This is a genomic window from Microbacterium testaceum, from assembly GCF_001476285.1.
GTDB lineage: Bacteria > Actinomycetota > Actinomycetes > Actinomycetales > Microbacteriaceae > Microbacterium > Microbacterium testaceum_B.
In genome coordinates this window covers 21,757-43,978 of the sequence record NZ_LDRU01000066.1, presented here as the reverse complement: position 1 = coordinate 43,978, position 22,222 = coordinate 21,757, and the positions used below count along the sequence as shown (strand labels likewise).

Annotated in this window: 25 protein-coding genes; 8 read left to right on the top strand and 17 right to left on the bottom strand. The window is 70.6% G+C overall.

Going from position 1 to position 22,222, the window contains the following annotated elements:
* Window positions 1–34: 34 nt before the first annotated feature.
* Window positions 35–925 (bottom strand): proline iminopeptidase-family hydrolase, encoded by an 891-nt coding sequence (locus NS283_RS12025; protein ID WP_058597101.1) that lies wholly within the window; start codon window positions 923–925, stop codon window positions 35–37.
* A 78-nt stretch (window positions 926–1,003) separates the two neighbouring features.
* On the opposite strand from NS283_RS12025, the gene NS283_RS12020 reads away from it, so the two are divergent.
* Complete coding sequence (locus tag NS283_RS12020; RefSeq protein ID WP_058597100.1) at window positions 1,004–1,744, top strand: FadR/GntR family transcriptional regulator; 741 nt, start codon at window positions 1,004–1,006, stop codon at window positions 1,742–1,744.
* A 36-nt stretch (window positions 1,745–1,780) separates the two neighbouring features.
* Here the strand turns inward: NS283_RS12020 and NS283_RS12015 are convergent, their stop codons facing one another.
* Together NS283_RS12015 and NS283_RS12010 are read right to left on the bottom strand one after the other, a co-directional pair.
* A complete protein-coding gene (locus NS283_RS12015) occupies window positions 1,781–2,356 on the bottom strand; it encodes a GNAT family N-acetyltransferase (protein ID WP_058597099.1) in 576 nt (191 codons plus the stop codon).
* The gene (locus NS283_RS12010; protein WP_058597098.1) at window positions 2,353–2,724 is read right to left on the bottom strand and encodes a MerR family transcriptional regulator; all 372 of its coding nucleotides are present in this window, start codon (window positions 2,722–2,724) and stop codon (window positions 2,353–2,355) included. Before NS283_RS12010 ends, NS283_RS12015 begins: the two co-directional genes overlap by 4 nt.
* A gap of 122 nt (window positions 2,725–2,846) precedes the next feature.
* Between NS283_RS12010 and NS283_RS12005 the strand changes: the two genes are divergently transcribed.
* The gene (locus NS283_RS12005; protein ID WP_058597097.1) at window positions 2,847–4,340 is read left to right on the top strand and encodes a SulP family inorganic anion transporter; all 1,494 of its coding nucleotides are present in this window, start codon (window positions 2,847–2,849) and stop codon (window positions 4,338–4,340) included.
* 261 nt (window positions 4,341–4,601) lie between these two features.
* On the opposite strand, the gene NS283_RS12000 is transcribed toward NS283_RS12005, so the two are convergent.
* From NS283_RS12000 to NS283_RS11965, 8 genes are read right to left on the bottom strand one after another with little or no spacing between them, the layout of a single operon-like run.
* Window positions 4,602–5,906 carry a flavin-containing monooxygenase gene (locus NS283_RS12000; protein WP_058597096.1) on the bottom strand — a complete coding sequence of 435 codons (1,305 nt, stop codon included), beginning with the start codon at window positions 5,904–5,906 and terminating at the stop codon, window positions 4,602–4,604.
* Complete coding sequence (locus NS283_RS11995; RefSeq protein ID WP_058597095.1) at window positions 5,903–6,709, bottom strand: aspartate/glutamate racemase family protein; 807 nt, start codon at window positions 6,707–6,709, stop codon at window positions 5,903–5,905. The genes NS283_RS12000 and NS283_RS11995 overlap by 4 nt, the downstream gene beginning before the upstream one ends.
* Window positions 6,706–7,350 carry an amino acid ABC transporter permease gene (locus NS283_RS11990; RefSeq protein WP_058597094.1) on the bottom strand — a complete coding sequence of 215 codons (645 nt, stop codon included), beginning with the start codon at window positions 7,348–7,350 and terminating at the stop codon, window positions 6,706–6,708. Before NS283_RS11990 ends, NS283_RS11995 begins: the two co-directional genes overlap by 4 nt.
* Window positions 7,350–7,988, bottom strand: coding sequence for an amino acid ABC transporter permease (locus tag NS283_RS11985; RefSeq protein ID WP_081317411.1), 639 nt, complete (start codon window positions 7,986–7,988; stop codon window positions 7,350–7,352). The genes NS283_RS11990 and NS283_RS11985 overlap by 1 nt, the downstream gene beginning before the upstream one ends.
* 1 nt (window position 7,989) lies before the next feature.
* Window positions 7,990–8,772, bottom strand: a complete 783-nt coding sequence (locus tag NS283_RS11980; protein ID WP_153003353.1) for an amino acid ABC transporter ATP-binding protein — start codon at window positions 8,770–8,772, stop codon at window positions 7,990–7,992.
* A 54-nt stretch (window positions 8,773–8,826) separates the two neighbouring features.
* Window positions 8,827–9,699: a substrate-binding periplasmic protein gene (locus NS283_RS11975; protein ID WP_058597093.1), complete on the bottom strand. Its 873-nt coding sequence runs from the start codon at window positions 9,697–9,699 to the stop codon at window positions 8,827–8,829.
* A 41-nt stretch (window positions 9,700–9,740) separates the two neighbouring features.
* Window positions 9,741–10,457 (bottom strand): SDR family NAD(P)-dependent oxidoreductase, encoded by a 717-nt coding sequence (locus NS283_RS11970; RefSeq protein WP_058597092.1) that lies wholly within the window; start codon window positions 10,455–10,457, stop codon window positions 9,741–9,743.
* The gene (locus NS283_RS11965; RefSeq protein ID WP_058597091.1) at window positions 10,457–11,173 is read right to left on the bottom strand and encodes an SDR family NAD(P)-dependent oxidoreductase; all 717 of its coding nucleotides are present in this window, start codon (window positions 11,171–11,173) and stop codon (window positions 10,457–10,459) included. Before NS283_RS11965 ends, NS283_RS11970 begins: the two co-directional genes overlap by 1 nt.
* Before the next feature lie 114 nt (window positions 11,174–11,287).
* Between NS283_RS11965 and NS283_RS11960 the strand changes: the two genes are divergently transcribed.
* A complete protein-coding gene (locus NS283_RS11960) occupies window positions 11,288–12,229 on the top strand; it encodes a LysR family transcriptional regulator (protein ID WP_058597090.1) in 942 nt (313 codons plus the stop codon).
* 5 nt (window positions 12,230–12,234) lie between these two features.
* On the opposite strand, the gene NS283_RS11955 is transcribed toward NS283_RS11960, so the two are convergent.
* Window positions 12,235–13,170, bottom strand: a complete 936-nt coding sequence (locus NS283_RS11955; RefSeq protein ID WP_058597089.1) for an AraC family transcriptional regulator — start codon at window positions 13,168–13,170, stop codon at window positions 12,235–12,237.
* Between the two features lie 281 nt (window positions 13,171–13,451).
* Here NS283_RS11955 and NS283_RS11950 point away from each other — a divergent pair, with 281 nt between their 5' ends.
* A complete protein-coding gene (locus NS283_RS11950; RefSeq protein ID WP_058597088.1) occupies window positions 13,452–13,793 on the top strand; it encodes a hypothetical protein in 342 nt (113 codons plus the stop codon).
* Between the two features lie 6 nt (window positions 13,794–13,799).
* Here NS283_RS11950 and NS283_RS11945 read toward each other — a convergent pair whose 3' ends face one another.
* Window positions 13,800–14,210, bottom strand: coding sequence for a MarR family winged helix-turn-helix transcriptional regulator (locus NS283_RS11945; RefSeq protein ID WP_241490589.1), 411 nt, complete (start codon window positions 14,208–14,210; stop codon window positions 13,800–13,802).
* A 284-nt stretch (window positions 14,211–14,494) separates the two neighbouring features.
* Between NS283_RS11945 and NS283_RS11940 the strand changes: the two genes are divergently transcribed.
* The 4 genes from NS283_RS11940 to NS283_RS11925 all read left to right on the top strand — a co-directional run bounded on the left by NS283_RS11940 (window position 14,495) and on the right by NS283_RS11925 (window position 18,817).
* The gene (locus tag NS283_RS11940) at window positions 14,495–15,691 is read left to right on the top strand and encodes a glycosyltransferase (protein WP_058597086.1); all 1,197 of its coding nucleotides are present in this window, start codon (window positions 14,495–14,497) and stop codon (window positions 15,689–15,691) included.
* Window positions 15,692–15,898: 207 nt separating this feature from the next.
* A complete protein-coding gene (locus tag NS283_RS11935; protein WP_058597085.1) occupies window positions 15,899–16,987 on the top strand; it encodes a type III polyketide synthase in 1,089 nt (362 codons plus the stop codon).
* Entirely contained in the window at window positions 16,984–17,706 is a 723-nt protein-coding gene (locus NS283_RS11930; protein WP_081317410.1) for a methyltransferase domain-containing protein, read from the top strand. Before NS283_RS11935 ends, NS283_RS11930 begins: the two co-directional genes overlap by 4 nt.
* A complete protein-coding gene (locus NS283_RS11925) occupies window positions 17,699–18,817 on the top strand; it encodes an FAD-dependent oxidoreductase (RefSeq protein WP_058597084.1) in 1,119 nt (372 codons plus the stop codon). The genes NS283_RS11930 and NS283_RS11925 overlap by 8 nt, the downstream gene beginning before the upstream one ends.
* Before the next feature lie 3 nt (window positions 18,818–18,820).
* Here the strand turns inward: NS283_RS11925 and NS283_RS11920 are convergent, their stop codons facing one another.
* Genes NS283_RS11920 through NS283_RS11905 form a run of 4 tightly spaced genes read right to left on the bottom strand, consistent with a single transcriptional unit; the run spans window position 18,821 to window position 22,173 of the window.
* Window positions 18,821–19,144, bottom strand: a complete 324-nt coding sequence (locus NS283_RS11920; protein ID WP_013585670.1) for an L-rhamnose mutarotase — start codon at window positions 19,142–19,144, stop codon at window positions 18,821–18,823.
* Entirely contained in the window at window positions 19,141–20,253 is a 1,113-nt protein-coding gene (locus tag NS283_RS11915) for a Gfo/Idh/MocA family protein (protein ID WP_081317409.1), read from the bottom strand. Before NS283_RS11915 ends, NS283_RS11920 begins: the two co-directional genes overlap by 4 nt.
* A 4-nt stretch (window positions 20,254–20,257) precedes the next feature.
* On the bottom strand, window positions 20,258–21,199 hold the full coding sequence (locus NS283_RS11910; protein WP_058597083.1) for a carbohydrate ABC transporter permease: 942 nt from the start codon (window positions 21,197–21,199) through the stop codon (window positions 20,258–20,260).
* On the bottom strand, window positions 21,196–22,173 hold the full coding sequence (locus NS283_RS11905; RefSeq protein WP_058597082.1) for a carbohydrate ABC transporter permease: 978 nt from the start codon (window positions 22,171–22,173) through the stop codon (window positions 21,196–21,198). Before NS283_RS11905 ends, NS283_RS11910 begins: the two co-directional genes overlap by 4 nt.
* Between the last annotated feature and the right edge of the window lie 49 nt (window positions 22,174–22,222).

Below are 22,222 nucleotides of genomic sequence, written 5' to 3'. Positions count from 1 at the left end.
TCGGGTGCGGTGGAGCGTAACGGGGTGGGGCGGGTCAGGGAAGCGGAGCGAGGAAGTCGGCGATGACGGTACGGAAGGCGTCGGGCATCTCCAGGTGCGTGCAGTGGCTCGCACCGGCGAACACGTGCGAGCGGGCGCCGGGGATGCGTTCGACGAACGGTGCCCAGGTCTCGGGCGTGGCCTCGTCGAACTCGCCGGCGACCACGAGCGTGGGCACGGCCACCTGCGGGAGGCGGTCGATGATCGTCCAGTCGCGGCCGGTGCCGACGACGTGGAACTCGTTCGGTCCGTTCATCGTGAAGTACACCGTCGGGTCGGCGAGCATCTGCTGCTCGCTGTCGATGAAGTCCTGCGGCATGGGCGTGATGCGGCAGACGTGGCGCTCGTAGAACACGCGGGTGGCGTCCAGGTACTCGGGGTCGTCGAGGGTGCCGTCCGCCTCGTGACGGTCGAGGGCCTCGCGGGCTTCGACGGGCAGCTCGGCGCGCAGCCGCGCGGCGCCGGCGAGCCACAGTTCCATGGATGCCGGCGAGTTGCAGATCTCGAGACTCCTCAACCCCGCCGGCTGCCGGACGGCGATCTCGGCGCCGAGCATGCCGCCCCAGGACTGACCGAGCACGTGGTACTCATCGAAGCCGAGCGCCTCGCGCAGATTGTGGAACTCGTCGACGAAGAGCTGCGGCACCCACTGGGACGCGGGAGCGTCGGGGTGGTGCGAGCTCTTGCCGCACCCGATCTGGTCGTAGTGCACGACGGTGCGACCGGTGAGGTCGGCGAGGGCGTCGAGGTTGGCGACGTAGTTGTGGGCCATTCCGGGTCCGCCGTGCAGGACGAACAGCGGAGCTCTGCCGGTCGGCTCGGCGGGCTCGGTCAGGCGGGCCCAGGTGAAGCCGTCGTGGAAGGGAACGGTGATCTCGCGGTGCATGGAGTCATCGTGGACCCCGTAATGGTTCGTTGGCAAACCTTTTCTGCGGAATTAACATGGAGGAAACGACGGGAGCCCATGGCCGAGACCGACGACGCCTCCCTGGTGGACCGCGTCACCCAGCGCCTCATCACCGCTGTCGCGGTGGGTGAGTTCCTGCCCGGCACCCGCCTGCCCGCGGAACGCGACCTCTCCCCCCTCCTGGGTGTGGGGCGCACCACGGTGCGCGCCGCTCTCGACGACCTGGCCACGCGTGGGCTGATCGAGAAACGCCGTGGCCGCGCGGGCGGCACCTTCGTCGCCGAGGAGTGGCCGGCATCGATCGTCGTCGGCGTCGACCGCTGGTTCGAACAGCGATGGAGCGACCTCGTCGACGCGTGCACCGCGAGCTCGATGCTGCACTCGTCACTCGCCCGCCTCGCCGCCGAGAGACGGACGGATGCCGACATCGCGGTCATGCGCGACCGCCTGGCCTCCTTCCACGCGGCGGATTCCGGCAACCCCAAGCAGCGCGCCGACAGCCTCCTGCACCTGTCGATCATCGATGCGGCGCACAACACGGCCCTGCGCGACATCCTCCTCGAGCACGAACGGCACCTCTCGCTGTCGGCTCCCGCCCATCCGTGGGGAGACCGCGAGAGCCATCGCCGCATGGAGTCCCGCGCGGCCCGCGAGCATGACGCGATCGTGGCCGCGATCGTGACCGCCTCCCCCGACGAGGCCGCCGAGCTCGCACGCCGACACGTGCAGATCGACCTCGAGCTGTTCACGGAAGCGCGGGAGTTCGCGCGCCGGCGCGCGGCCGCGGCCCAGGCCTGAGGTCGCGTGACCCGCAGCGGGAGGCCTCCCGCACCCTCAACCCGTGAGGCGCGCCTCCAAGCCCGCTCGAACGCCCGGCCACTCCTCGCGCAGGATCGAGAAGTAGAGCGTGTCGCCGATCGAGCCGTCCCCCGCGATGCGGTGATGACGCAGTCGACCCTCGGGCGTCGCGCCGAGGCGCTCGATCGCCCGCGCGCTGCGCTCGTTGCGCGCATCGCAGCGAAGCGCCACGCGGTTGAGCCCCCACTCCTCGAACGCGTGCTCGAGCAGCAGCATCTTGGCCGCGGGATTCGTCCGCCCGCCCTGGAAGGCGCGGCCATACCACGTCGTGCCGATCTCGACCCGGCTCTGCGCGGGCGTGAGGTCGTAGAACGTGGTGGATCCGCGGATGCCGGAGGTCTCGGCATCCCGAACCGTGAACGCGAGCATGCCGGGCGTCTCGCGCTGACGCTCGACGTGCGCGGCGTAGGCGTCGACCGACGCCGGCCATGGCGTCGTCATGCCCGCCCACAGGGGCGCGTCGGTGAGGGCCCACGCCTCCGCCGCGTCGTCTGGGTGGGCGGGGGTGAGGCGGATGCCGTGCCCCTCGAGCACGAGGTCGTGCGCGGTCATCGCGCCTCCAACTGTGCGACGAACTCATCCGCGGCGGCGACCTTGCGGCGCAGGTCTTCGCGGCGCCGCTGCGCCTCGTCTCGGATACCGGCGAAGCGCTCCCGCAGCCCGGCGTCGTCGGGATCGGCCTCGAGACCGTCGACGACGGCCAGCAGGTCGCCCATCTGCTCGAGCGAGTACCCGAGCGGCTTCATGCGGCGGATGAGCAGCAGGCGCGACTCGTCGTCGGCGGTGTAGAGACGGAAGCCGCCCTCGGTGCGGGCCGACGGACGCAGCAGACCGATCTCGTCGTAGTGACGCAGCGTGCGGATCGACAGCCCCGTGCGCTCGGCGAGCTCGCCGATCTGCATCGGACGCTCCTCGGTCATGGCATCCCCGATCCCGCAAACCTCACGTTACGGTAGAGTTCTTCTCGGTCGCGGTCGCGACCCCTCTATTCTTCCCCGCACCGTCGCGGGTTCCCCCCCCGATCCCCCTCTGGAGCATCGACATGACCGACGTCCTCGCGCGCCCGCGCCCCGAACCCACCGTCCTACAGGCCCTGCGTTCGCCTCGCCTGCTCACCCGCGAGGTGCTCGCCGGTCTCGTCGTGGCGATCGCGCTGATCCCGGAGGCGATCGCGTTCTCGATCATCGCGGGCGTCGACCCGCGACTCGGCCTGTTCTCGTCGTTCGTCATGGCGGTTGCGATCGCGTTCCTCGGCGGCCGTCCCGCCATGATCTCGGCGGCGACCGGGGCGATCGCGCTCGTCATCGCCCCCGTCGCCCGCGAGCACGGCGTCGACTACCTGCTCGCGACGGTGATCCTCGGCGGCATCCTGCAGGTGATCCTCGGCCTCGCCGGCGTGGCGAAGCTCATGCGCTACATCCCGCGCAGCGTCATGGTCGGCTTCGTCAATGCGCTGGCGATCCTCATCTTCTCCGCGCAGGTGCCGCAGCTCATCGGGGCGCCCTGGGCCGTGTACCCGATCGCAGCGGCGGGCCTGCTGATCATGTACCTGTTGCCGCGCCTGACGAAGGCCGTGCCCGCCCCACTCGTGGCCATCGTGCTGCTGACGGGCGCCGTCGTGGTGCTCGGCATCTCGGTGCCTACTGTCGGCGATCAGGGGGCGCTGCCCGAAAGCCTGCCGGCGCTGCTGATCCCGAACGTCCCGTTCACCCTCGAGACGCTCGGCATCATCTTCCCCTTCGCGCTCGCCATGGCCATCGTCGGACTGCTCGAGTCGCTCATGACCGCGGCCCTCGTCGACGACATCACCGACACCCCCTCGTCGAAGACCCGCGAGTCGCTCGGTCAGGGCGCCGCGAACGTGCTGTCGGGGCTGTTCGGCGGCATGGGCGGTTGCGCGATGATCGGCCAGACGATGATCAACGTCAAGGCCTCGGGGGCGCGCACCCGGATCTCGACGTTCCTCGCGGGCGTCTTCCTGCTCATGCTCGTGCTCGTCTTCGGCGACGTCGTCGCGATCATCCCCATGGCCGTGCTCGTCGCCGTCATGATCGTCGTGTCGATCGCCACCTTCGACTGGCACAGCATCCGCCCCTCGACCCTTCGCCGGATGCCGCTCAGCGAGACCATCGTGATGGTGCTCACGGTCGCGATCACCGTGTGGACGCACAACCTCGCGATCGGTGTGGGGGTCGGCGTCGTCGCGGCTGCGGTGCTGTTCGCGCGCCGTGTGGCTTCGCTGACGAGCGTCACCCGATCGGTCGACGGCGACACCGCCCGCTACGTCGTCGAGGGTGAGCTGTTCTTCGCCTCGAGCAACGACCTCACCACGAAGTTCGCGTACCACCGCGACCCCGCCCGCGTCGTGATCGACCTGTCGCGTTCGCACGTGTGGGATGCCTCGACGGTCGCGGCCCTGGATGCCGTGCAGACGAAGTACGCCCACCTCGGGACGACCGTCGAGCTCGAGGGGATGAACGCCGCGGCGGCGCGGTTCCACGAGCGCCTCAGCGGGGGTCTCGGCGCGGGGCACTGACGCTCGCCGGCTACGCGCGCGTGACGAGCGGAGGACCAGGGACGACGGGAGGATGCCACGGCCGAAACAGCCCTCCGCCGGTCACATCTCCTCCCTTCGACACAGGGGGGGCGACGCCGACGCCGGGCGCCGCGTGCGACGCCCGCGGGCACGAAGTCGTGCGCAACGGAGGAGCAGGGACGAGAGGAGGATGCTACGGGCGCAAACGCCCTCCCCTGATCCCCGCCCCTCCGCCCATCGCCGCGCAGCGTCAGCCGCGCGTCACACGACGCCGGAGACCGCCGAGTCCGCCGTCGCCTGAGCGAGCACAAAGGCGTCGAGCAGACGCTCCGTGTCGGCGAGTTGGTCGTTCCAGACCGCGCGCACGATGTCGATACGGTCGTCCTCGGCCTGGAGTCCCGCGAGATATGCCGAGAGCGGCACGTACCCGCCCGGAGCGGACTCGTGCAGCGCCACCATGCGAAGGGCGAGCGCGGCCTGCACTCCGTAGACGGGGATCTGCGGTCCGCGCGGGGCCGACAGTCCGATGTAGTAGAGCTTGTCGAGCCCCGCGGGCACGATGCCGGCCGCCAACCGGAGCGGAACTCCGTTGCGCCGGGGCACCAGCGCTTCGTCGAGGAACGGCAACGAGGCATGGAAGCCGGTGGCCCAGAGGATCGTGTCGTACTCGCGGGCCTCGCCGTCGGCGAAGTGCACGGTCCGCCCCTCGATGCGCTCGATCGCCGGCCGGACGCCGATGCGGCCGTGCTGCACCCAGTACAGCAGCAGCTCGTTCACGACCGTGCGGCCTTCGGCGAGCGTACGGTACGCCGGCTCCGGCAGGCCCGGATAATCCTTCGCCTCACCGATCGACACGCGGGCCAGGAGGCGGGCGATGAGGTCCTGCTCGTCAGGCGCGAACTGCCCCATCCACGGGATCTCCTGACGGGGGACGCCGAAGTAGCTCTTCGGCTGGAAGTAGACCCCCTCGCGGATGACGATGTCGACCTCCAGCCGGTGCTGGGCCGCGTCCGCGGCGAGGTCGCATCCGGAGTTGCCCGCCCCCACGACCAGGACGCGCGTGCCCTCGATGTCGCCCGTGTTGCGATACGACCCCGAGTGCACCTGCTTCCCGGTGAAGTCGGCCGAGATCGCGGGACGCTTCTGGTCCCACAGGTGGCCGTTGGCGACGAAGACGCCGTCGTAATCGATGCTCTCGCCGGTGTCGAGGGTGACAGTCCAGCCCGCGGACCCGACCGCGCCGTCTCCGGGCCGCGGCACGACCGAGACCACCGCGGTCTCGAAGCGGATGACGTCGTAAAGACCGTGCTCGCGCGCGTACGACTCGAGGTAAGCGCGCACCTGGTCGCGGCGAGGGAAGTGCGGGTACTCCTTCGGCATCGGGAATCCCTCGAAACCCGTCATGTCGCGAGAGGTGATGAGGTGCAGCGCGTCGTAGTCGGTGTGCCAGTGACCGCCGACACGGTCGGTCTTCTCGAAGCAGTCGGCGTCGTAGCCGGCCGCGCGAAGGCGCTGGAGGGTCGAGATGCCGGCGGCGCCGGCTCCGATCACGCAGTAACGGGTCATGCGGGTGTCCTTTCGGGTGACGGGGTTCCGTCGGAGAGACGTCGGGCGGCCGCGGCGAGAGCGCTCGCGCGCTCGCCGCGGGGTCGGGGAAAGCCGCGGTCCGTCGGCCTGATGCCGACGGCCGCCAGCCGTGAGAGCGAGAGCACGTGCTCCATCGCGAGCGCGTTCGGATCCCACACCGGCACATCGGGGGCACCGCCGACGGCGGTGTACCCGTGTTCGGCGAACAGGGCGCCGAGGTACGCGCACCCCGCGATCACGGCATCCGCTCCCCCGTCGACCGCGCGGCGGGCCGCGGTGTCGAAGCGTGCGATCAGGTCGGCGGGGTCGGTGACCGCCCGCGTCACGTCGGCGAGAGTCGACTCGGGTTCGTACGCACGCACGGTCAGACCGCTCGCGCCGTGGGCGATGAGGTCGTCGGCGAACAGCGGCGCCAGGACGGGGGCGACGGTGACCACCGCCGCACGACGGGCGAGCGAGCCCGCCGCGCGAGCGACCGCATCGGTCAGCGTCGACGCCGGCACCGTCACGGCGTCGCGCACGGCGAGCGTCGGCGCACCCCAGCAGCCCACCACGATTGCGTCGCTCGAGGTCTCGGCATCCATGGCCGTGGTGAGCACGGATGCGTCGCTGAGCAGGCGGTTGGCGGGGGTGCGGATGCCGCCGGCGTCCGTGACGACGTGACGCAGCCGCACCTGAGCGCGCCCGGCCGCCAGCCGTTCCACATGGGCCGCGAGCAGCTGCCACAGCGGCGCGTGGGCCGGATGGCCCACCGTCGCCTCGATCCAGGTGAGGCGTATCACGCGTGCCCCCGCGCGAGACGGTGTTCGACCCATACCGACGCCCACGTGGCGGGCACGGCGATGACCGCGTAGATCAGGCCGGTCACGACGTACACGGTGAGATAGGCGAAGGTGAGCGAGCTCACCTGGTACGCCTGGCTCATCAGCTCGTTCACCGAGATCGAGTACGCGAGCGACGTGCCCTGGAACGACTGGATCGCAAGGCCCATCAACGCGGGAATCGACGAGCGCAGCCCCTGAGGCAGGATCACACGCGTGAAAGCGGGAAGCCGTGACAGCCCGAGGGCGGCGGCTGCCTCTCCCTGCCCGCGCGGCACCGACTGGATGCCGGCGCGGATCATTTCGGACGAGTAGGCGGCGACGGTGAAGGTCAGGCCGGCCGCCGCGGCCCAGAAGCTGCTGAACAGCACCCCCACGGCGGGCAGCCCGTAGTAGACGATGTAGAGCACGACGAGGGCCGGGATGCCGCGACCGATCTCGACGACCACGAGAGCGGGCCAGCGCAGGCCGCGGTGGATCGACGACACCCCGAGCGCGAAGAGCAGTCCGAGGGCGTACCCGAGGACGACCGAGATCGCGGTCAGCTGCAGGCTGACGCCGAGCCCGTCGAGCAGGCGGGGAAGGTACAGCGAGAGATCCATCAGGCGCTCCTCCTCAGACGGGAGTCCAGGCGACGGGCGACGATCGCGAGCGGGATACTGATCGCGACGTACACGGCGGCCGCGACGAAGAACGGGGTGAGCCCGGCGGTCATCGGGTTCTGCCGCACGAAGGTGTTGGCGGCGAACACCATGTCGGTGACGCCGATGGTGGAGGCGATCGAGGAGTCCTTCACCAGCGCGAGCAGGAACGTCGTGATCGAGGGCAGTGCCGTGCGAGCCGCCTGCGGCGCGAGCACGCGGACGAAGGTGGCGCGGCGGCCGAGCCCGAGGGCCCGGGCGGCTTCGGTCTGTCCGGTGGGCAGGGTCGCGAAGCCCCCGCGGTAGATCTCAGCGACGTAGGCGGCCGAGATGACGCCGAGCCCGACGATCGCCGCGGCCAGCGCATTGAAACGGAACGCGCCGATCGACACACCGAAGAACAGCACGAAGAGCCACACGATCGGCGGGATGCCGCGGATGAGGTCGACGACGAAACGCACGACGAGCCGCACGACACGATGGCGGGAGCGCAGGCCCAGCATCAGCGGGATGCCGCCGATCAGGCCGATCGCGAAGGCCGCGGCCGTGACGAGCAGGGTCATGGGCAGTCCGAGCAGGACCGCGACGATGGCCTCCACGTCAGCGCTCCAGGACGGCCGAGAGGAAGCGGCGCGTACGCTCCTCGCGCGGCGCGGCCATGATCGCGCGAGGGTCTCCCTCCTCGATGATGTGGCCGTCGGCCATCACCACGAGGTGGTCGGACACGTCGCGCGCGAACTGCATCTCGTGGGTGACGACGATCATCGTCATCCCGCTGTCGGCGAGCTCGCGCATCACGGCGAGGACCTCGACGCCGACCTCGGGATCGAGGGCGCTCGTGGGCTCGTCGAACAGCATGGCGCGGGGGTTCAGCGCGAGTGCCCGGACGATCGCGATCCGCTGCTGCTGGCCGCCGGAACAGCGACCGGGGTGCTGCTGCGCTTTGTCGCGCAGGCCCACGCGCTCCAGCAGCGTGAGCGCGCGCTCCTCGGCCTCCGCGCGGGAGCGGCCGAGGATCCTCTCCTGCGGGTAGGCGACGTTGCGCAGCACCGTCATGTGGGGGAACAGGTTGAAGGACTGGAACACCATGCCCACCTGTCGGCGCAGCGCGAGCAGGGTGCGATCGGTGACCTTGGCCCCGGCCTCGATGGTCGTCGAGCCGACCGTGATCGACCCCCGATCGGGCTGCTCGAGCAGGTTGACGCAGCGCAGCAGCGTGCTCTTGCCCGAGCCCGAGGGTCCGATCAGCGCCGTGACGCTTCCGGGGGCGACGGTCATGGAGATGTCGTCGAGCACGAGGTTGGTGCCGAAGCTCTTCGACAGGTGCGAGATGGTGACGCCCGCGGTGGCGAGCTCGTTGGCCTCGGTGATCAGCTGGGGCATGGGGTGCCTCTCGGAGGAAGCGGGGCGCCCGCGCACGGCGGGCGCCCCGGCGGGTCATCGAATGGAGGTCGCCGCGACGTCGGCGGGCACCAGCAGGTCGGCCGGCAGCTTGTATGTCGCCAGCAGATCGGCGAGAGTGCCGTCGGTGCGGTACTGGTCGATGAGCGCGCTGAGGGCGTCGGAGAGAGCGGTGTTGTCCTTCGACACGGGGAACGCGATCAGGGGCTTGGTCTGGGTGATCGACACGCGGGGATCCGCCTGGATGGGCTCGACCTTGTAGTCGGTGTCGGCGTAGGCGGCCACCGCGACGGCGTACCCGTCGAGCGCGGCCTGGATACGCCCGGCGACGAGGTCCTGCTTCATCTCGACCGTGCCGGGGTACTGCTGCAGCTTGCTGCCGAGCAGGGGCGCCAGCTCCTCGTTCCACGAGAAGCCCGTGCCGGTGCCGACCGTTCCGACCGTCTCGAGCTCGTCGACGGTGTCGATGCCGTCCTTCGAGACGACGCCCATGGTGTCGTACATCGTCGGAGTGGTGAAACCGACCTGCTCGGCACGCTTGGGCGTGACGTACCAGCCACCGGTGATGATGTCGGTCTTCTTCTGCTCCGTGATCATCGGGATGCCGTTGGCGTAGGTGATGGGCACGTAGCTGACGGCGAGGCACTCGGCGTCGGCGAGCTTCTTGATGATGTCGATCTCGATGCCGGAGGCGCCGCCGGAGCCGTCGGTCTCGGTGTACGGCGGGTTCTCGGGGACGCCGACGGTGAGGGTTCCGGCGGTGAAGGTCGTCAGCCCCTCGTCGGCGGGGGTGCAGTCCGCCGCGACCGTCGACGCGGGAGCCGCGGAGGCGCAGCCGGCGAGGGCGAGACCGGAGGCGGCGAGGAGGACGAGAACACGGGCGGAGCGACGGGGCATGGTTCGGGTCATGGTGCTGTTCCTTCGGGTCGGGTGACGGGGTGGTGCAGGTCTCAGGCGGCGGTCAGGCCGCCGTCGATGGTCAGGACGGAGCCGGTCACGAACGCGGCGTCCTCGCCCACGAGGTAGGCCACGAGAGGGGAGATCTCGTCGGCCCTGGCGCGACGACCCAGCGGTGCGGTCGAGCTCGACCCGCCGGCGGGTTCGTCCTCGTTCATCGCCGTGGCGACGCCGCCGGGGCAGACGGCGTTGACGCGCACGCGTGGAGCGAGTTCCACTGCGGCGGTGCGCGTGAGTCCGAGGAGCGCGGCCTTCGACGCCGAGTACGCGGCGTAGCCGGACGATCCGACGAGGGCGGCCGTCGACGAGACGTTCACGATGGATCCCCCGTCGACGAGCAACGGGGCGAGGGCACGGATGCCGAGGAACGCGCTGCGCGCGTTCACCGCCATCTGCAGCTCCCACTCGTCGAGGGAGGTGTCGGCGAGGGGGCGGTGACGCAGGACGCCGGCGTTGTTCACCAGACCCCGCAGGGGGACTTCGCTCGAACGGATCTCCTCGGCGAGACTGCCCCAGTCCGCCTCGGACGTGACGTCGAGGTGCCGGTAGGTGACGGTGGCCCCGCTCGCGCCGAGGCTCTCCGCGGTGTGCTCGCCCTCGGCGTCGAGGACGTCCGCAACGAGGACGGCGTACCGGTGCTCGGCGAGCAGGCGCGCGTGCGCGGCACCCTGCCCGCGGGCTGCTCCGGTCACGACGACGAGGCCGTGCATCAGCGCATCACGTCCCCACCCGAGAGCACGATGGTCTCGCCCGTGAGGAAGGCGCCGTAGTCCGGCTGCGAGATGAGCCACACCCACGCCGCGATCTCCTCGGGCTGCGCCACGCGTCCGAGCGGGATGGATGCCGCCGCGGCATCCATCCGCCCCGTCGCGGCGTTGCCGGGGGTGGCCACCCAGCCCGGAGCGATGCCGTTGACGCGGATGCCGTCGGGCGCGAGCTCGAGCGCGAGGGACTTGGTCAGCATGACCACCGCCGCCTTGGAGGCTCCGTAGAGCAGCTGCCCGCGCGACACCTCGAACGCGTCGACCGAGGCGAAGTTGACGATCGAGGCTCCGCGCGACAGACGCGGGCGGGCTGCGGCGATGACGTTCAGGATGCCGAGGACGTTGATGTCGAAGATGCGATGGAAAGTGGCCTCGTCGTAGGTGTCCAGGGTGGTCGGCGGGTAGATCCCGGCGATGTTCGCGACCACGTCGACGGCGTCCTGCAGTTCGAGGGCGTCGCCGATCGCCGCTTCGAGCGCGGAGCGGGACCGCACATCGGCGACCACCGAGACGTACGACGCCTCGAACCCCCGGGGTGCCGACGTGGACGCGACGTCGACGCCCAGCACGCGGTACCCGCGCTGAAGGAACAATGCAGCCGCGCTAGCGCCCATGCCGCTCGCGGCACCCGTGATGAGGGCGATACCCGCCGTTCCGTGCATGCACTGTCTCCGTTCCTGTCGGTGATGACGTGGATCCAGTGCACCAGCGCCTCGAGATAAGAGCCAGGCTTGTTTCGCTATGGTGAGCACAGGTAAAACCTTGGAGGCGAAGTCATGCCATTGCCCACCGTGCGTCAACTCGAATACTTCGTGACGGCCGCGCGCGTCGGCACATTCGCCGCCGCATCGGCCGAACATCACATCGCGCAGCCGAGCCTGTCCGAGCAGATAGCGGCACTCGAACAGAACCTCGGCCTGCGCCTTTTCAGCCGCACGGCGCGCCGACTCACTCTCACCGACGCGGGACGACAGCTCCTGCCACTGGCGGAGCGCGCGGTCAACGACGTCGTCGAGCTCGCCGACTTCGGCCGCCGAGTGAAGAGCCTCGAAGAAGGCACGGTGTCGTTCGGCACGTTCAACAGCGCGCATCTGTACCTCTTGACCGACCTCATCCGAGAGTTCCACGCTCAGCATCCCGGCGTGCGGATCCGCGTGACGGGGTTGAACTCGTCCGAGGTCGCCGACGCGGTCCGCGGGGGCGATCTCGAGGCAGGTCTGGTGCAACTCCCGGTGAACGATCGGGACCTCGTCGTCTCGCAAAGCGTGTTCGTCGATCAGGTGGTCTACGTCTCCCGAAACCCCGCACACACCGCCGCGCCGGTCGCGATCGAGGCCCTGGCCACCCGCCCCCTCATCCTTTCCGAAGCCCGCTGGTCACAGGATGATCCTTTGCGTGTCTCCATCCTGCAGCGCGCGCAAGCCGCCGGACTAGGCATGCAGCCGATCATCGAGGTCGAGTTCCAGACCCACGCGCTCGAGCTGGCGGCGCAGGACGTCGGCGACTCGCTCGTGTCGTACCACGTGGGGCGATCCGTCATCGCGGAGCGCGGGTTGCATTGGACGACGCTCGCACCGCCCGTCAACGAGCACTACGCCTTCATCACACGGCGCGGCGGAACCGTCTCCCCGGCGACGACCGAGTTCATGAAGCTCGCGCACCGCGTGCTCGCGCGGCTCACCGCGAACAGTCCGGTGCTGCCCTCCCCGATGACCTGAGCCGCTCAGGAGCGCAGCGTCGTCGACGGCGTCTCGCCGAACTCCCCGCGGTACATCGCGGCGAAGCGACCGAGATTGGAGAAGCCCCAGCGCGCCGCGATTGCCGCGACCGTGTCGACGGACGGGTCGGCGCTGCGCAGATCGGCGCGCGCCGCGTCCAGGCGCACACGCCGTAGGTACTGCATCGGGGTGCGTCCGGTGGAGGCCCGGAAGGCATACTGCAAGCCGCGAGGCGACAGCCGGGCCGCGGCGGCGATGTCGGCCAGAACGACCGACTCCGCCGCGTGGGCTTCGATGTACGCCTTCGCGCGGCGCACGGGTGCCGGCAGCGGGCGGGCGGGGCGGCCCGCGGCGAGCGCATCGGTGAAGGTCGTGGGGAAGGTGAGCAGCGCCGCCTCGAGCATGAGCATCCGCGCCTGCTGCTGAATCAGGGGGGTTCGCTCGGGGGAGCGCAGAAGGACGTCCCTCGCGTACTCCCACGTGCGCGTCCAGTACCGCAGGCGCTGCTCGCTGACCGGGGCGTACCCGGTCGCGCGGACCCGGAGTCCCTCATCACCCGAAAGCCGACGCGCGCCGTCCTCGAAGTCGGAGCGCGAGAACGAGACAGCGGTCCCGACGATGCGTCCGGTGAAGGCGACCTCGAGTGGGCGATCGACGACCATGAAGGGGACCGCCGTGTCGATGCGTTCACGGCGATACGTCCCCGCCACGCGCGACCCCGCGATCCGTCCCACGACGACCTGATCGAGAGGGTCGGACTCGACGAGCATGGTCGATCCGATCGTGTAATCGCAGAAGGCGAATCCCGTATCCGAGACGGCGTGCCAGTTCAATGCGGGCTGAATGGCGTCGGCGCGCGAGATACGAGCCCCCGGAACGACCGTCTGCCACATCTCTTCGACGATGGCGGCATCCCTGGTCTCGATGTTCGTATGCTCCACGGGGCTTTCCTAAATCGTCCGGAAACGTGCGGCAACACCGTTGCTTTCTCACGCGAAATGTGCGTGGGATCGCTCTCAGGACATCGGGGGGATATCGGCGAGAAAGGATGCCGGGGGATCCTTTCACCGTATCGTTCCCGGTCGCCGGCAAGAAACGAGCCAGCGCAGCCGTGGGGCAGCGGTTGCGCGCAGGTCGTGGTCTCTCGACCCGCGACCGATACGGCGGGTCGCATAATTGGTGAGGCGCGCGTTCCGGCGGCCATCGATCGACGGGATGCCGAATGACCTTCCGCACCATGGCGACTCTGCAATCGTGGGTCGACGATTTCCGAGCCCTGGGGTACCACGACGCCGACATCCTGCGGGTCATTCCTCAGGATCTGGACGACGATCTGGATCGAGGACTGATCGCGGCGCAACTGCGCAGCGTCTCGACGACGTTCTTCGTGGCCCCCGGCGCTGCGGCCGGATCGACGGACTGGGCCGTGACCTTCGAGCCGCGCGAGAACGCCGCTCCCCTGCCCGCCGGGAAGGTGCTCGCCCTGTCAGGAGAACTCGCGATGCTCTCGGCGCTCTGCTCCTTCCTGCAGGCGCGCTCCGAAGCATTCCTCGCGGGGCAGTAAGGGTCGTCAGTCCGCTCGCGTGGCCTCGGCGACGACGCGTTCGAGAATGTGCGCGACTCGCGCGCTCTCGTCCGGATCGAGCGCCGCGATCGCCCGCTCGATCGACCGGTCGAAAGCGCGCAGCAGCGACCAGGGGTACGCGTCGAGGTCGATGATCGCCGTGATGTGGTTCACCCGACGATCCTCGGTGTCGAGGTCGCGACGCACCGCACCGCGCTGCACCAGTCGATCGATCAGCGTCGTCACGCCGGCGGAGGTGATGCCGAGGTGGTCGCGCACGTCCGAGGGACGTGCGCCCGGGTTGTCGACGACGAAGAGCAGGGCGCGAGCGTCGAGTTCGTTCAACGACAGCTCTCGACGCGCCTCGGCCACCGCGGTGCGACGCGCCTCGCCGTAGGCGAGCAGGGCGCGGCCCATCGGTGAATCCGGGGCGGAGCCGGATGGCGAATCGGGTGACGACGACACGACCGTACATCGTACTCATCCCCGCCCAGTCCCTTTCGTCACGCCGCGCCGGGTAAAACCGGTCGTGCCGACGCCTCGACCCGACGGACGATCCACGCGCCGCTCCCGTGCCGACCCCGGGTGTCCCGTCGTTCACACGATGGTCTTCGAGGCGTAACCCGCAGCCCGGGGTCGAGCCTTCAGCATGAGACAACCGCGTCAGACGACGCGGCGCCCCTCCCCCGGAAGGCGATCCCATGACTCGACCCGTGCGCGTGCTGTCGCTCTACGAAGGATTCTTCGCCGGAGGGGCGCGGATCCTGCACTCCGACGTCGTCGCGAGCCTCGCGACGACCGGCGGCCAGGAGCATCACGTCCTGTCGCTCACCTCCGCGGCCCGTCGCGACGGCTCGGTGCAGGACGCCCGGGACGACGCGAGATACCACCGGCTCCGCGACGCGGGTGTCGGGATCACGACGTTCGACCGCATCGCCGGCGATCGACCGATCACGCCCGATGCGTTCAGCGCCGCCGAGCTCGACCACGCCGCCGCTCTCTTCGACGAGGCGGACATCGTGCTGTCGCTGAAGGAGCAGCCCCTGAGCCTCGTCCTCGCGCTCGATCAGGCGGGTCTGCTGCCCGTTCGTCCGACGGCCGCGTGCCTGCACCGCTCCGACCCCGCTCACTCGGGACCGGCCCTGGGATGGCTGACGGATGCCGCGGCCGCCGGCATCGTGTCGGCGACCATCTCGTGCGCCGCCTCCACGTCCGACGCGTACGCCCGCGCCGGTGTCGCCGCCGGCGAGGCGTGGATCATCGACAACGGCATCGACACACGGCGGTTCCGGCCGGGGACGCGGCTCGAGCGTCGACGGATCCGCGCGGGTCTCGGCATCCCGGAGTCGGCGCACGTCGTGCTGCTGGCGGCGCGGTTCGACGCGATGAAGGATCCGGGTCTCTTCCTCGCGGCGGTGGCGCGGCACGCGCGGCGCTTCCCCGACACGCACTACGTGATGTGCGGATCGGGGATGACCCGCGACAACACCGGTTTCGCCTCCCTCGTCGCCGAGAGCCGCCTCGCGGACGGGACGCACCTTCACTCACTCGGGCTCCGCGAGGACATGCCCCAGCTCTACCGCGTGGCCGACGTCGTCGCCCTCACCAGCGCCTTCGGCGAGGCCTCACCGCTCTGCCTGGCCGAGGGGGCGGCATCCGGGGCCGTCCCCGTGACCACCGACGTCGGCGACGCCGCTCGCGTCGTCGAGGGCTTCGGCCTCGTCACGCCGCGCGACGCGGACGCGATCGCGGACACCTGGGAGCACGCCCTCGCCCACCGTGGCGCGCTCCGCGCCGCCGCGATCCGGGCGCGGGGTCGTCTCGACCGACGCCGGATGGTCGACGACTACCGTGAGGCCCTTTCGGGCCTGCTGCTCCGGGACGCCGTCGCCGCGTAACCGGGTCGGGTCGCGCGAGGTGCCGTCCCGGCGCTGAGTGTCCAAAACACCCGGACGAGTTTTCCGAACGTCCGGGTGTTCTGGACACTCACGCCTCAAGGGGGAGGGAGAGAGAGGGACGCGCAGGCGCCGCGCCGCACCATAGACGGCGGGCGACACCCGCGCCATCCCCGCAGCCGACCCGGGAAAGCGTGTCTACAGTGAGGCATGACCGCGCGCATCCTCTCGATCGGCACGGCCCTGCCCGAGACGCGCGTCGACCAGGCCACGCTCCGCGACCTCTTCGCGGCCCAGCCCGGGTTCGACCGGAAAGCGCAGCGGCTGGTCGGCGCGGCCTTCGACGCGGCGGCGATCGACACGCGGCACGTCGTCCTCCCCCAGCTCGCCGGCGAGGGCGGCGGAGCCCTCGGTGTCCGCGACGGCGACACCCTCCTCATGCCGCCGACGGGCGCCCGCAACGACGAGTACCGCCGCGCCGCTCCCCCTCTGTTCGCTCAGGCCTCGCGCGCCGCGATCGCCGGGTCGGGACGAACGCCGGATGCCATCACCCACGTCGTGACCGTCTCGTGCACCGGGATGTTCGCGCCCGGCCCCGACTACCGGCTCGTCCGCGACCTGGGTCTCGCCACCACGGTCGAGCGGTACCACCTCGGATTCATCGGGTGCGCCGCGGCGATCCCCGCGCTGCGCCTGGCCGCGCGCATCGTCGCCGCCGACGCCGACGCCGTCGTGCTGGTGGCGTGCGCCGAGCTGTGCTCGCTGCACTGGCAGACCTCGTCGCACCCCGATCAGATCGTCGCCGCCTCGGTGTTCGCCGACGGTGCCGCGGCGGCGGTCGTGGCATCCGAAGATCCCGGGCACGAGGGCTTCGACCTCGACGGCTTCGCCACCCACCTCACGGGCGAAGGCGAACGAGACATGGCGTGGACCGTCGGCGACTCGGGCTTCGAGATGACGCTGACGCCCGAGGTCCCGCGCATCATCGGCCGAGAGATCGTCGGTATCGCCGCCGACGTGGTCGGCGACCTCGACGGGGTCGACGCGTGGGCCGTTCATCCCGGGGGTCGCAGCATCCTCGACCGCGTCGAGAGCGCCCTGGATCTGGATGCCAGCGCCCTCGCGCCCTCGCGGGAGGTCCTGCGCGCGCACGGCAACATGTCGAGCGCGACCCTGCTGTTCATCCTGCGCGACCTCCTCGCCGACCCCTCGCGCGACGACGGCGACCGCGTGGCCGCGCTGGCCTTCGGCCCGGGACTCACGGTGGAGGCGGCGCGCCTGACGCTGCGGCGGCCGTGACCCGCGCACCGGGAGCGTGGCGAGGGCTCGCCGAGCGCGACACCGCCCTCACCGAGCTGATGGACGACCCCGACTGCGACCCCCGCGCCCTCGCCGCGACGTACCGCCGGTTCGGCCTCGTGAATCGGCTCGTGTCGGCGTGGGGTCACGTGTACCGCTCGCGCGTGCGCCCCGAGCTGCGGGCGCTCGGTCGCCCCGCCCGCGTGCTCGACCTCGGGTGCGGCGGCGGCGACGTGGTGGTTCGCCTCGCGACCCTCGCCGCGCGCGACGGCCTCGATGTCGAGTGGGTGGGGGCCGACCCCGATCCCCGGGCGTTCGAGGCGGCACGCGAGAGGGAACGCCCCGGGGTCCGCTTCGTCGCCCAGGGGTCGCGCGCGCTGATCGACGCCGGCGAGTGCTTCGACCTCGTGCTGTCGAACCACGTCCTGCACCATCTCGACGCCGGGGCACTGCAGCAGTTCGCCGACGACTCGCTCACCCTGTCGCGCGGGCCCGTGCTGCACGCCGACATCGCCCGCGGCCGCCTCGCCTACGCGCTGTACGCCGTGGGCATCGCCCCCCTGTCGGCGGGAACCTTCCTGCGGGTCGACGGGCTCCGCTCCATCCGCCGCAGCCACCGCGCGCCCGAACTGGCCGAGGCCCTCGGCTCGCCGTGGCGCGTCGAGACCCCCGCGCCCTTCCGGGTGCTCGCCGTCGCGAGAGGACGCGCGGATGCCTGAGGTCCTCGTCGTCGGGGCGGGCCCGGTCGGTCTCGCCCTCGCCGCCGACCTGCGCGCGCGGGCGGTCGAGGTCGACGTCGTGGAGAAGCGGACGGCGATCGGCGGGGGGACGCGGGCCATCGGCATCCACTCCCCCGCCCTCGCGCACCTCGAGGCCTCGGGCGCGACGGACGAGCTGCTCGCGCGAGCGGTGCGCATCGAACGCGGCGAGGCGCGCGCCGACGGGCGGCTGCTGGCCGAGATCCGCTTCGACCGGCTGCGCGCGCGGCACCCGTACGTCGCCGCGCTCCCGCAGGCCGACACGGTCGACGTCCTCACCCGGCTCGCTCCGCCGGTCCGGCGCGGGGTCGCCGTCACGGCGCTGATCGACGACGGCGCGTCGGTGCGCGCACGAGCCGTAGGCCCGCACGGCGACGAGGAGATCCGGGCCCGGTTCGTCGTCGTGGCATCCGGGTGGGCGGGGAGAGAACTCGTCTACCGCCCCGGCGCCGTGCGCACGCATGAGTACCCCGACCGGTACGCGATGGCCGACGTCGTCGCTCCCGGCGGTCCCGTCGCGCGCGTCCACCTCGAACGCGCGGGCGTGCTCGAGTCGTTCCCGCTTCCCGACGGTCACCGTCGTCTCGTGGCCTGGGCGGGCACCGACGAGATCCCGGATGCCACGGCCTTCCTCCGCCGCGCCGTCACCGACCGCGCCGGGCTCGACGTCGACATCCCCGCGGCGACGACCTTCCGGGTCCGCCGCGCCGTGGCTCCCGCGCTCCGGCGGGGCCGGGTGATCGTCGTCGGCGACGCGGCGCACGAGGTCAGCCCGATCGGCGGTCAGGGCATGAACCTCGGGCTGCTCGACGCGCTGACCCTCGCCCCGCTGCTCTCGCGCTGGCTGCGGACGGACGCACCGGACGGGCTCGCCCGCTGGGAGCGCGATCGTCTCGCGTCGGCGAGGCACGCGGCCCGCTTGGCCGCGCTCAACACGTTCCTCGGGCGAGCGCTCGGCCCGGGCGCGCACGCGGCCAAGACGGCGGCGCTGCGCACGGTCCTGCGCGGACCGGGCGGCGCCGCCTTCACCCGCGCGTACGCGATGCAGATGGATCGGGCCGCCCGCAGCTAGCGGTCAGTCGAGATGGAAGATCTCGGGGAGCTCGTGCCACCACTCGCCCTCGCGCCGGTCGGGCACGGGGCTCTGCAGGGGTTCTTGCACCGACCACCAGCGCTGCGTCTCGGGGTCGGCCGCCATGGCCGCCATGTCGGCCTCGTAGTCGTCGCCGACGTATTCGTAGTACGCGAAGAGCAGCTCGCCGTAGCGGTAGATCGAGTAGTTGCGGATGTTGCTCCGCGTGATCTGCTCGAGCACGCCGGGCCAGACGGCGGCGTGGTACCGCTCGTACTCCTCGCGGTTCTCGGGCGAGACGCCGATGACGGACGCGAACCTTCTCACGTGTTCTCCTGGGGGTCGGGGACGGCCACGGGGACGCCCTCTCGGTCTGCGGAAGCGTAGGCGGCCTCGACGACCGCCATGGTGTGCAGCACGTCGTCGACCGCGGTCGGCAGCGTCGACACCGACCCCTCGACGAAGCGCTGCACGGCACCCATCGAGCCGATGAACGCGTCGGGGAACCACGACCCCTCGAAGGGGACGGGCTGCCACCCGGCATCCTTCTCGTCGAGCAGCACCATCTCGAGCGAATCGGGACCGCCGTCCGGGTAGTCGAGCAGGAGGCCCATCTGCGCGCGGATCGCCCCGCGCGTGCCCTCCCACTGCACGAAGCTCTCCTCGTGCCCCGGCCCGAAGGCGTGGTCGTGATTCGTGCTGACGGTGACCCGCAGGGGGCGATCCCGGTAACGCATCAGGATCGTCGAGCGCGTGGTGGCGATCTCGGGCTTCTCGGGATGCCGGACGGTCACCGCGCTGACCGCGTCGGGGTCGCCGAAGAACGAGCGCACGAGGTCGAGGTAGTGGACGCTGTGCATCGTGATCTCGAGGCGGTCGAGCCCGAACACGTGCGGGAAGAGATGCCACGGGGTGTCCACCGCCACCCGCACCTGCATGTCGTACACCTCGCCGATGGCCCCCTCCGCGATGAGACGGCGCGCCTCGGCGATGTAGGGGGCGAAGCGCAGCTGCGTGTTGACCGCGGCGACGAGCCCCTTCCGTCGACAGACGTCCCGCAGGGCCACCCCCTCGGCGAGCGAGTGTCCGAGCGGCTTCTGGATCAGAACCGCGGCCCCGTCGGGCAGCGCCTCGAGGGCGTCGAGGTACTGCTCGGGCATGAGCGCGATGTCGTACACGGCGTCGGCGGGCGCCGCGGCCACCGCCTCGGCGACCGTTCCGAAGACGTGGGCGATGCCGTACTCGTCGGCGAGCGCCCGGGCGCGCTCGACCGTGCGGTTCACCAGGCCCCAGACGGGGAACCCCGCCTTCCGGTACGCGGGGAGGTGGGCGTCTTTCACGATCCCGCCGGTGCCGATGATCACGATGGGACGCGGGTCCTCCACCGCGCGCAAGGTGTACGACGGGGCGGGATGCCGCTCGGGTTGGTCGCTCACGCGCTCAGCCCTTGACCGCGCCGACGGTCTGCCCGCGCACGAGGAAGCGCTGCGCCCCGATGAACACGATGAGCAGCGGGATCATCGAGATGACCGTCGCGAGCGCCAGCTGCGGCATGTAGAGCTTGACGTCGAGCCCCGCGGCCACGGTCGCGTTGAACAGCGGGCTCGCGCCGATGAGCTCCTGGATGCCGATCGAGATCGTCTTGTTCTGCTGGTTCGAGGTCAGCAGCGCCAGCGGCAGGAAGAAGTTCGTCCAGTTGGCCACGAAGGAGAAGAACGCCACGAGCGCGATCGCCTGCTTCGAGATCGGCAGGCCGATCTTGAAGAAGATCGCCAGCTCCCCCAGTCCGTCGATCCGCGCGGCCTCCACGAGCTCGGGCGGCATGGTCGTCATGAAGTGGATGTAGCTGAGGTACACCCCGAACGGGAAGAAGCCCATGATGACCGCCACGGGCCAGAGCTGCCCCACGGCGCCGATCGCGTTGACCTCGAGGAAGAGCGGGATGACCAGGACCGTGTTGGGCATGACCATCGCCAGCAGCGTCGCGAACAGCCACGCCTTGCGCCACCGGAACCGCAGTCGGGCGAGCGCGTAGCCCGCGGGGAGAGCGGCGACCAGAGCCAGGATGCCGCCCGCCACAGCGAGGATCAGGGAGTTGAGGATCCACCGCTGGAAGAGTCCGCCCCCCGAGGGGCCGAAGCCGGTGATCTGCGACCAGCTGTAGACCGCGTGATCCCAGGAGAGGCCGCCGAGCCCGAGGAAGCCGTCGCTTCCGGCGGCGACGTTGTCCTGGTCGCGGAAGGCCATCGCGATGAAGCCGACGATCGGGATCACGAACATCGCGGCGACGACGAGCATCACCGTGATGCGCGACACCCGACCGACGCTCCAGCGCGTCGACGGGGCCTTGTTGCCGGACGGAGTGCGGGTCGCGACGCTCACTTGGACTTCTCCTCTTCGCCGAACAGGCCGCTCTTGAACACGATGAACATGCCGATCGCGAGCGTGATCACCAGCAGGATGATCGACATCGCCGCGGCGGCCGGGAAGTTGCGGTTGGTGAAGGCGAACGCGTAACCCAGCTGCGTCGGCGCCCACTCGGCATCCACCGATCCCGACGAGATCTGCCGCAGCAGGTAGGGCTCGAGGAACAGCTGGAAGCCGTAGGCGAGGTTCATCAGCGCGGCGTAGCCGATCCAGGGGCGGATGAGCGGGAGCTTGATGCTCCACGCGAGCTGCCACGAGTTGGCCCCGTCGATCTTGGCCGCCTCGAAGACCTCTTCGGCGATGCCGTTCAGGCCCCCGTTGACGATGACGATCCACGTTCCGACGCCCTGGAAGAACAGCATGGCGGTGAGGATCCAGGGAAGGTTCTCGGTCGTCGTGACCTCTTTGAGGTTGTTGACTCCCAGGCCCTGCCAGAGGAACGCGATCGGCGAGATCGAGGGGTTCAGCAGGTAGACCCACAGCACGAAGTTGGCGATGCCGGCGAGGGCGCCGGGCAGGAAGTACACGAAGCGCATCGCGCCGCCGAAGCGCCCGGGGCTCGCGTGCACGAGCAGCGCGAGACCGACGATGCCCACGATCATCAGCGGCAGCCACACGATCATGACCGTGAAGATGTTGATGAACGTGTCGAAGAACCGGAAGTCGGTGACGGCGGTGATGTAGGCGTCCAGGCCGCCGAACCCGGACTTCGGGTTGACCATGGTCGGCGCCTTCTGGAGCGAGATCCAGAACGCGTAGCAGATGGGGATGGCGGCGGCGACGAGGAACAGCGCCGCGTACGGCGCCATGAGGATCCAGGCCCCGCGGGCCTCGACACGGTGGGGAGCGCGCCGACGCCCCGAGGTGCGGCGGGGCAGAGCCCCGCGTCGCTCGGCTGTGGTGAGCGTTTCTGTGGCGGTGACGGTCATGACTTCTTTCCTGGGGAATCGACTTCCGGGGGAAGACAGGGGGCCAGGG

What these genes read in the sequence shown, in the direction of transcription:
- NS283_RS12025 (WP_058597101.1), bottom strand. Translation starts at nt 925, where the DNA reads ATGCACCGCGAGATCACCGTTCCCTTCCACGACGGCTTCACCTGGGCC.
- NS283_RS12020 (WP_058597100.1), top strand. Translation starts at nt 1,004, where the DNA reads ATGGCCGAGACCGACGACGCCTCCCTGGTGGACCGCGTCACCCAGCGC.
- NS283_RS12015 (WP_058597099.1), bottom strand. Translation starts at nt 2,356, where the DNA reads ATGACCGCGCACGACCTCGTGCTCGAGGGGCACGGCATCCGCCTCACC.
- NS283_RS12010 (WP_058597098.1), bottom strand. Translation starts at nt 2,724, where the DNA reads ATGACCGAGGAGCGTCCGATGCAGATCGGCGAGCTCGCCGAGCGCACG.
- NS283_RS12005 (WP_058597097.1), top strand. Translation starts at nt 2,847, where the DNA reads ATGACCGACGTCCTCGCGCGCCCGCGCCCCGAACCCACCGTCCTACAG.
- NS283_RS12000 (WP_058597096.1), bottom strand. Translation starts at nt 5,906, where the DNA reads ATGACCCGTTACTGCGTGATCGGAGCCGGCGCCGCCGGCATCTCGACC.
- NS283_RS11990 (WP_058597094.1), bottom strand. Translation starts at nt 7,350, where the DNA reads ATGGATCTCTCGCTGTACCTTCCCCGCCTGCTCGACGGGCTCGGCGTC.
- NS283_RS11980 (WP_153003353.1), bottom strand. Translation starts at nt 8,772, where the DNA reads ATGCCCCAGCTGATCACCGAGGCCAACGAGCTCGCCACCGCGGGCGTC.
- NS283_RS11975 (WP_058597093.1), bottom strand. Translation starts at nt 9,699, where the DNA reads ATGACCCGAACCATGCCCCGTCGCTCCGCCCGTGTTCTCGTCCTCCTC.
- NS283_RS11970 (WP_058597092.1), bottom strand. Translation starts at nt 10,457, where the DNA reads ATGCACGGCCTCGTCGTCGTGACCGGAGCAGCCCGCGGGCAGGGTGCC.
- NS283_RS11965 (WP_058597091.1), bottom strand. Translation starts at nt 11,173, where the DNA reads ATGCACGGAACGGCGGGTATCGCCCTCATCACGGGTGCCGCGAGCGGC.
- NS283_RS11960 (WP_058597090.1), top strand. Translation starts at nt 11,288, where the DNA reads ATGCCATTGCCCACCGTGCGTCAACTCGAATACTTCGTGACGGCCGCG.
- NS283_RS11950 (WP_058597088.1), top strand. Translation starts at nt 13,452, where the DNA reads ATGACCTTCCGCACCATGGCGACTCTGCAATCGTGGGTCGACGATTTC.
- NS283_RS11945 (WP_241490589.1), bottom strand. Translation starts at nt 14,210, where the DNA reads ATGGGCCGCGCCCTGCTCGCCTACGGCGAGGCGCGTCGCACCGCGGTG.
- NS283_RS11940 (WP_058597086.1), top strand. Translation starts at nt 14,495, where the DNA reads ATGACTCGACCCGTGCGCGTGCTGTCGCTCTACGAAGGATTCTTCGCC.
- NS283_RS11935 (WP_058597085.1), top strand. Translation starts at nt 15,899, where the DNA reads ATGACCGCGCGCATCCTCTCGATCGGCACGGCCCTGCCCGAGACGCGC.
- NS283_RS11925 (WP_058597084.1), top strand. Translation starts at nt 17,699, where the DNA reads ATGCCTGAGGTCCTCGTCGTCGGGGCGGGCCCGGTCGGTCTCGCCCTC.
- NS283_RS11905 (WP_058597082.1), bottom strand. Translation starts at nt 22,173, where the DNA reads ATGACCGTCACCGCCACAGAAACGCTCACCACAGCCGAGCGACGCGGG.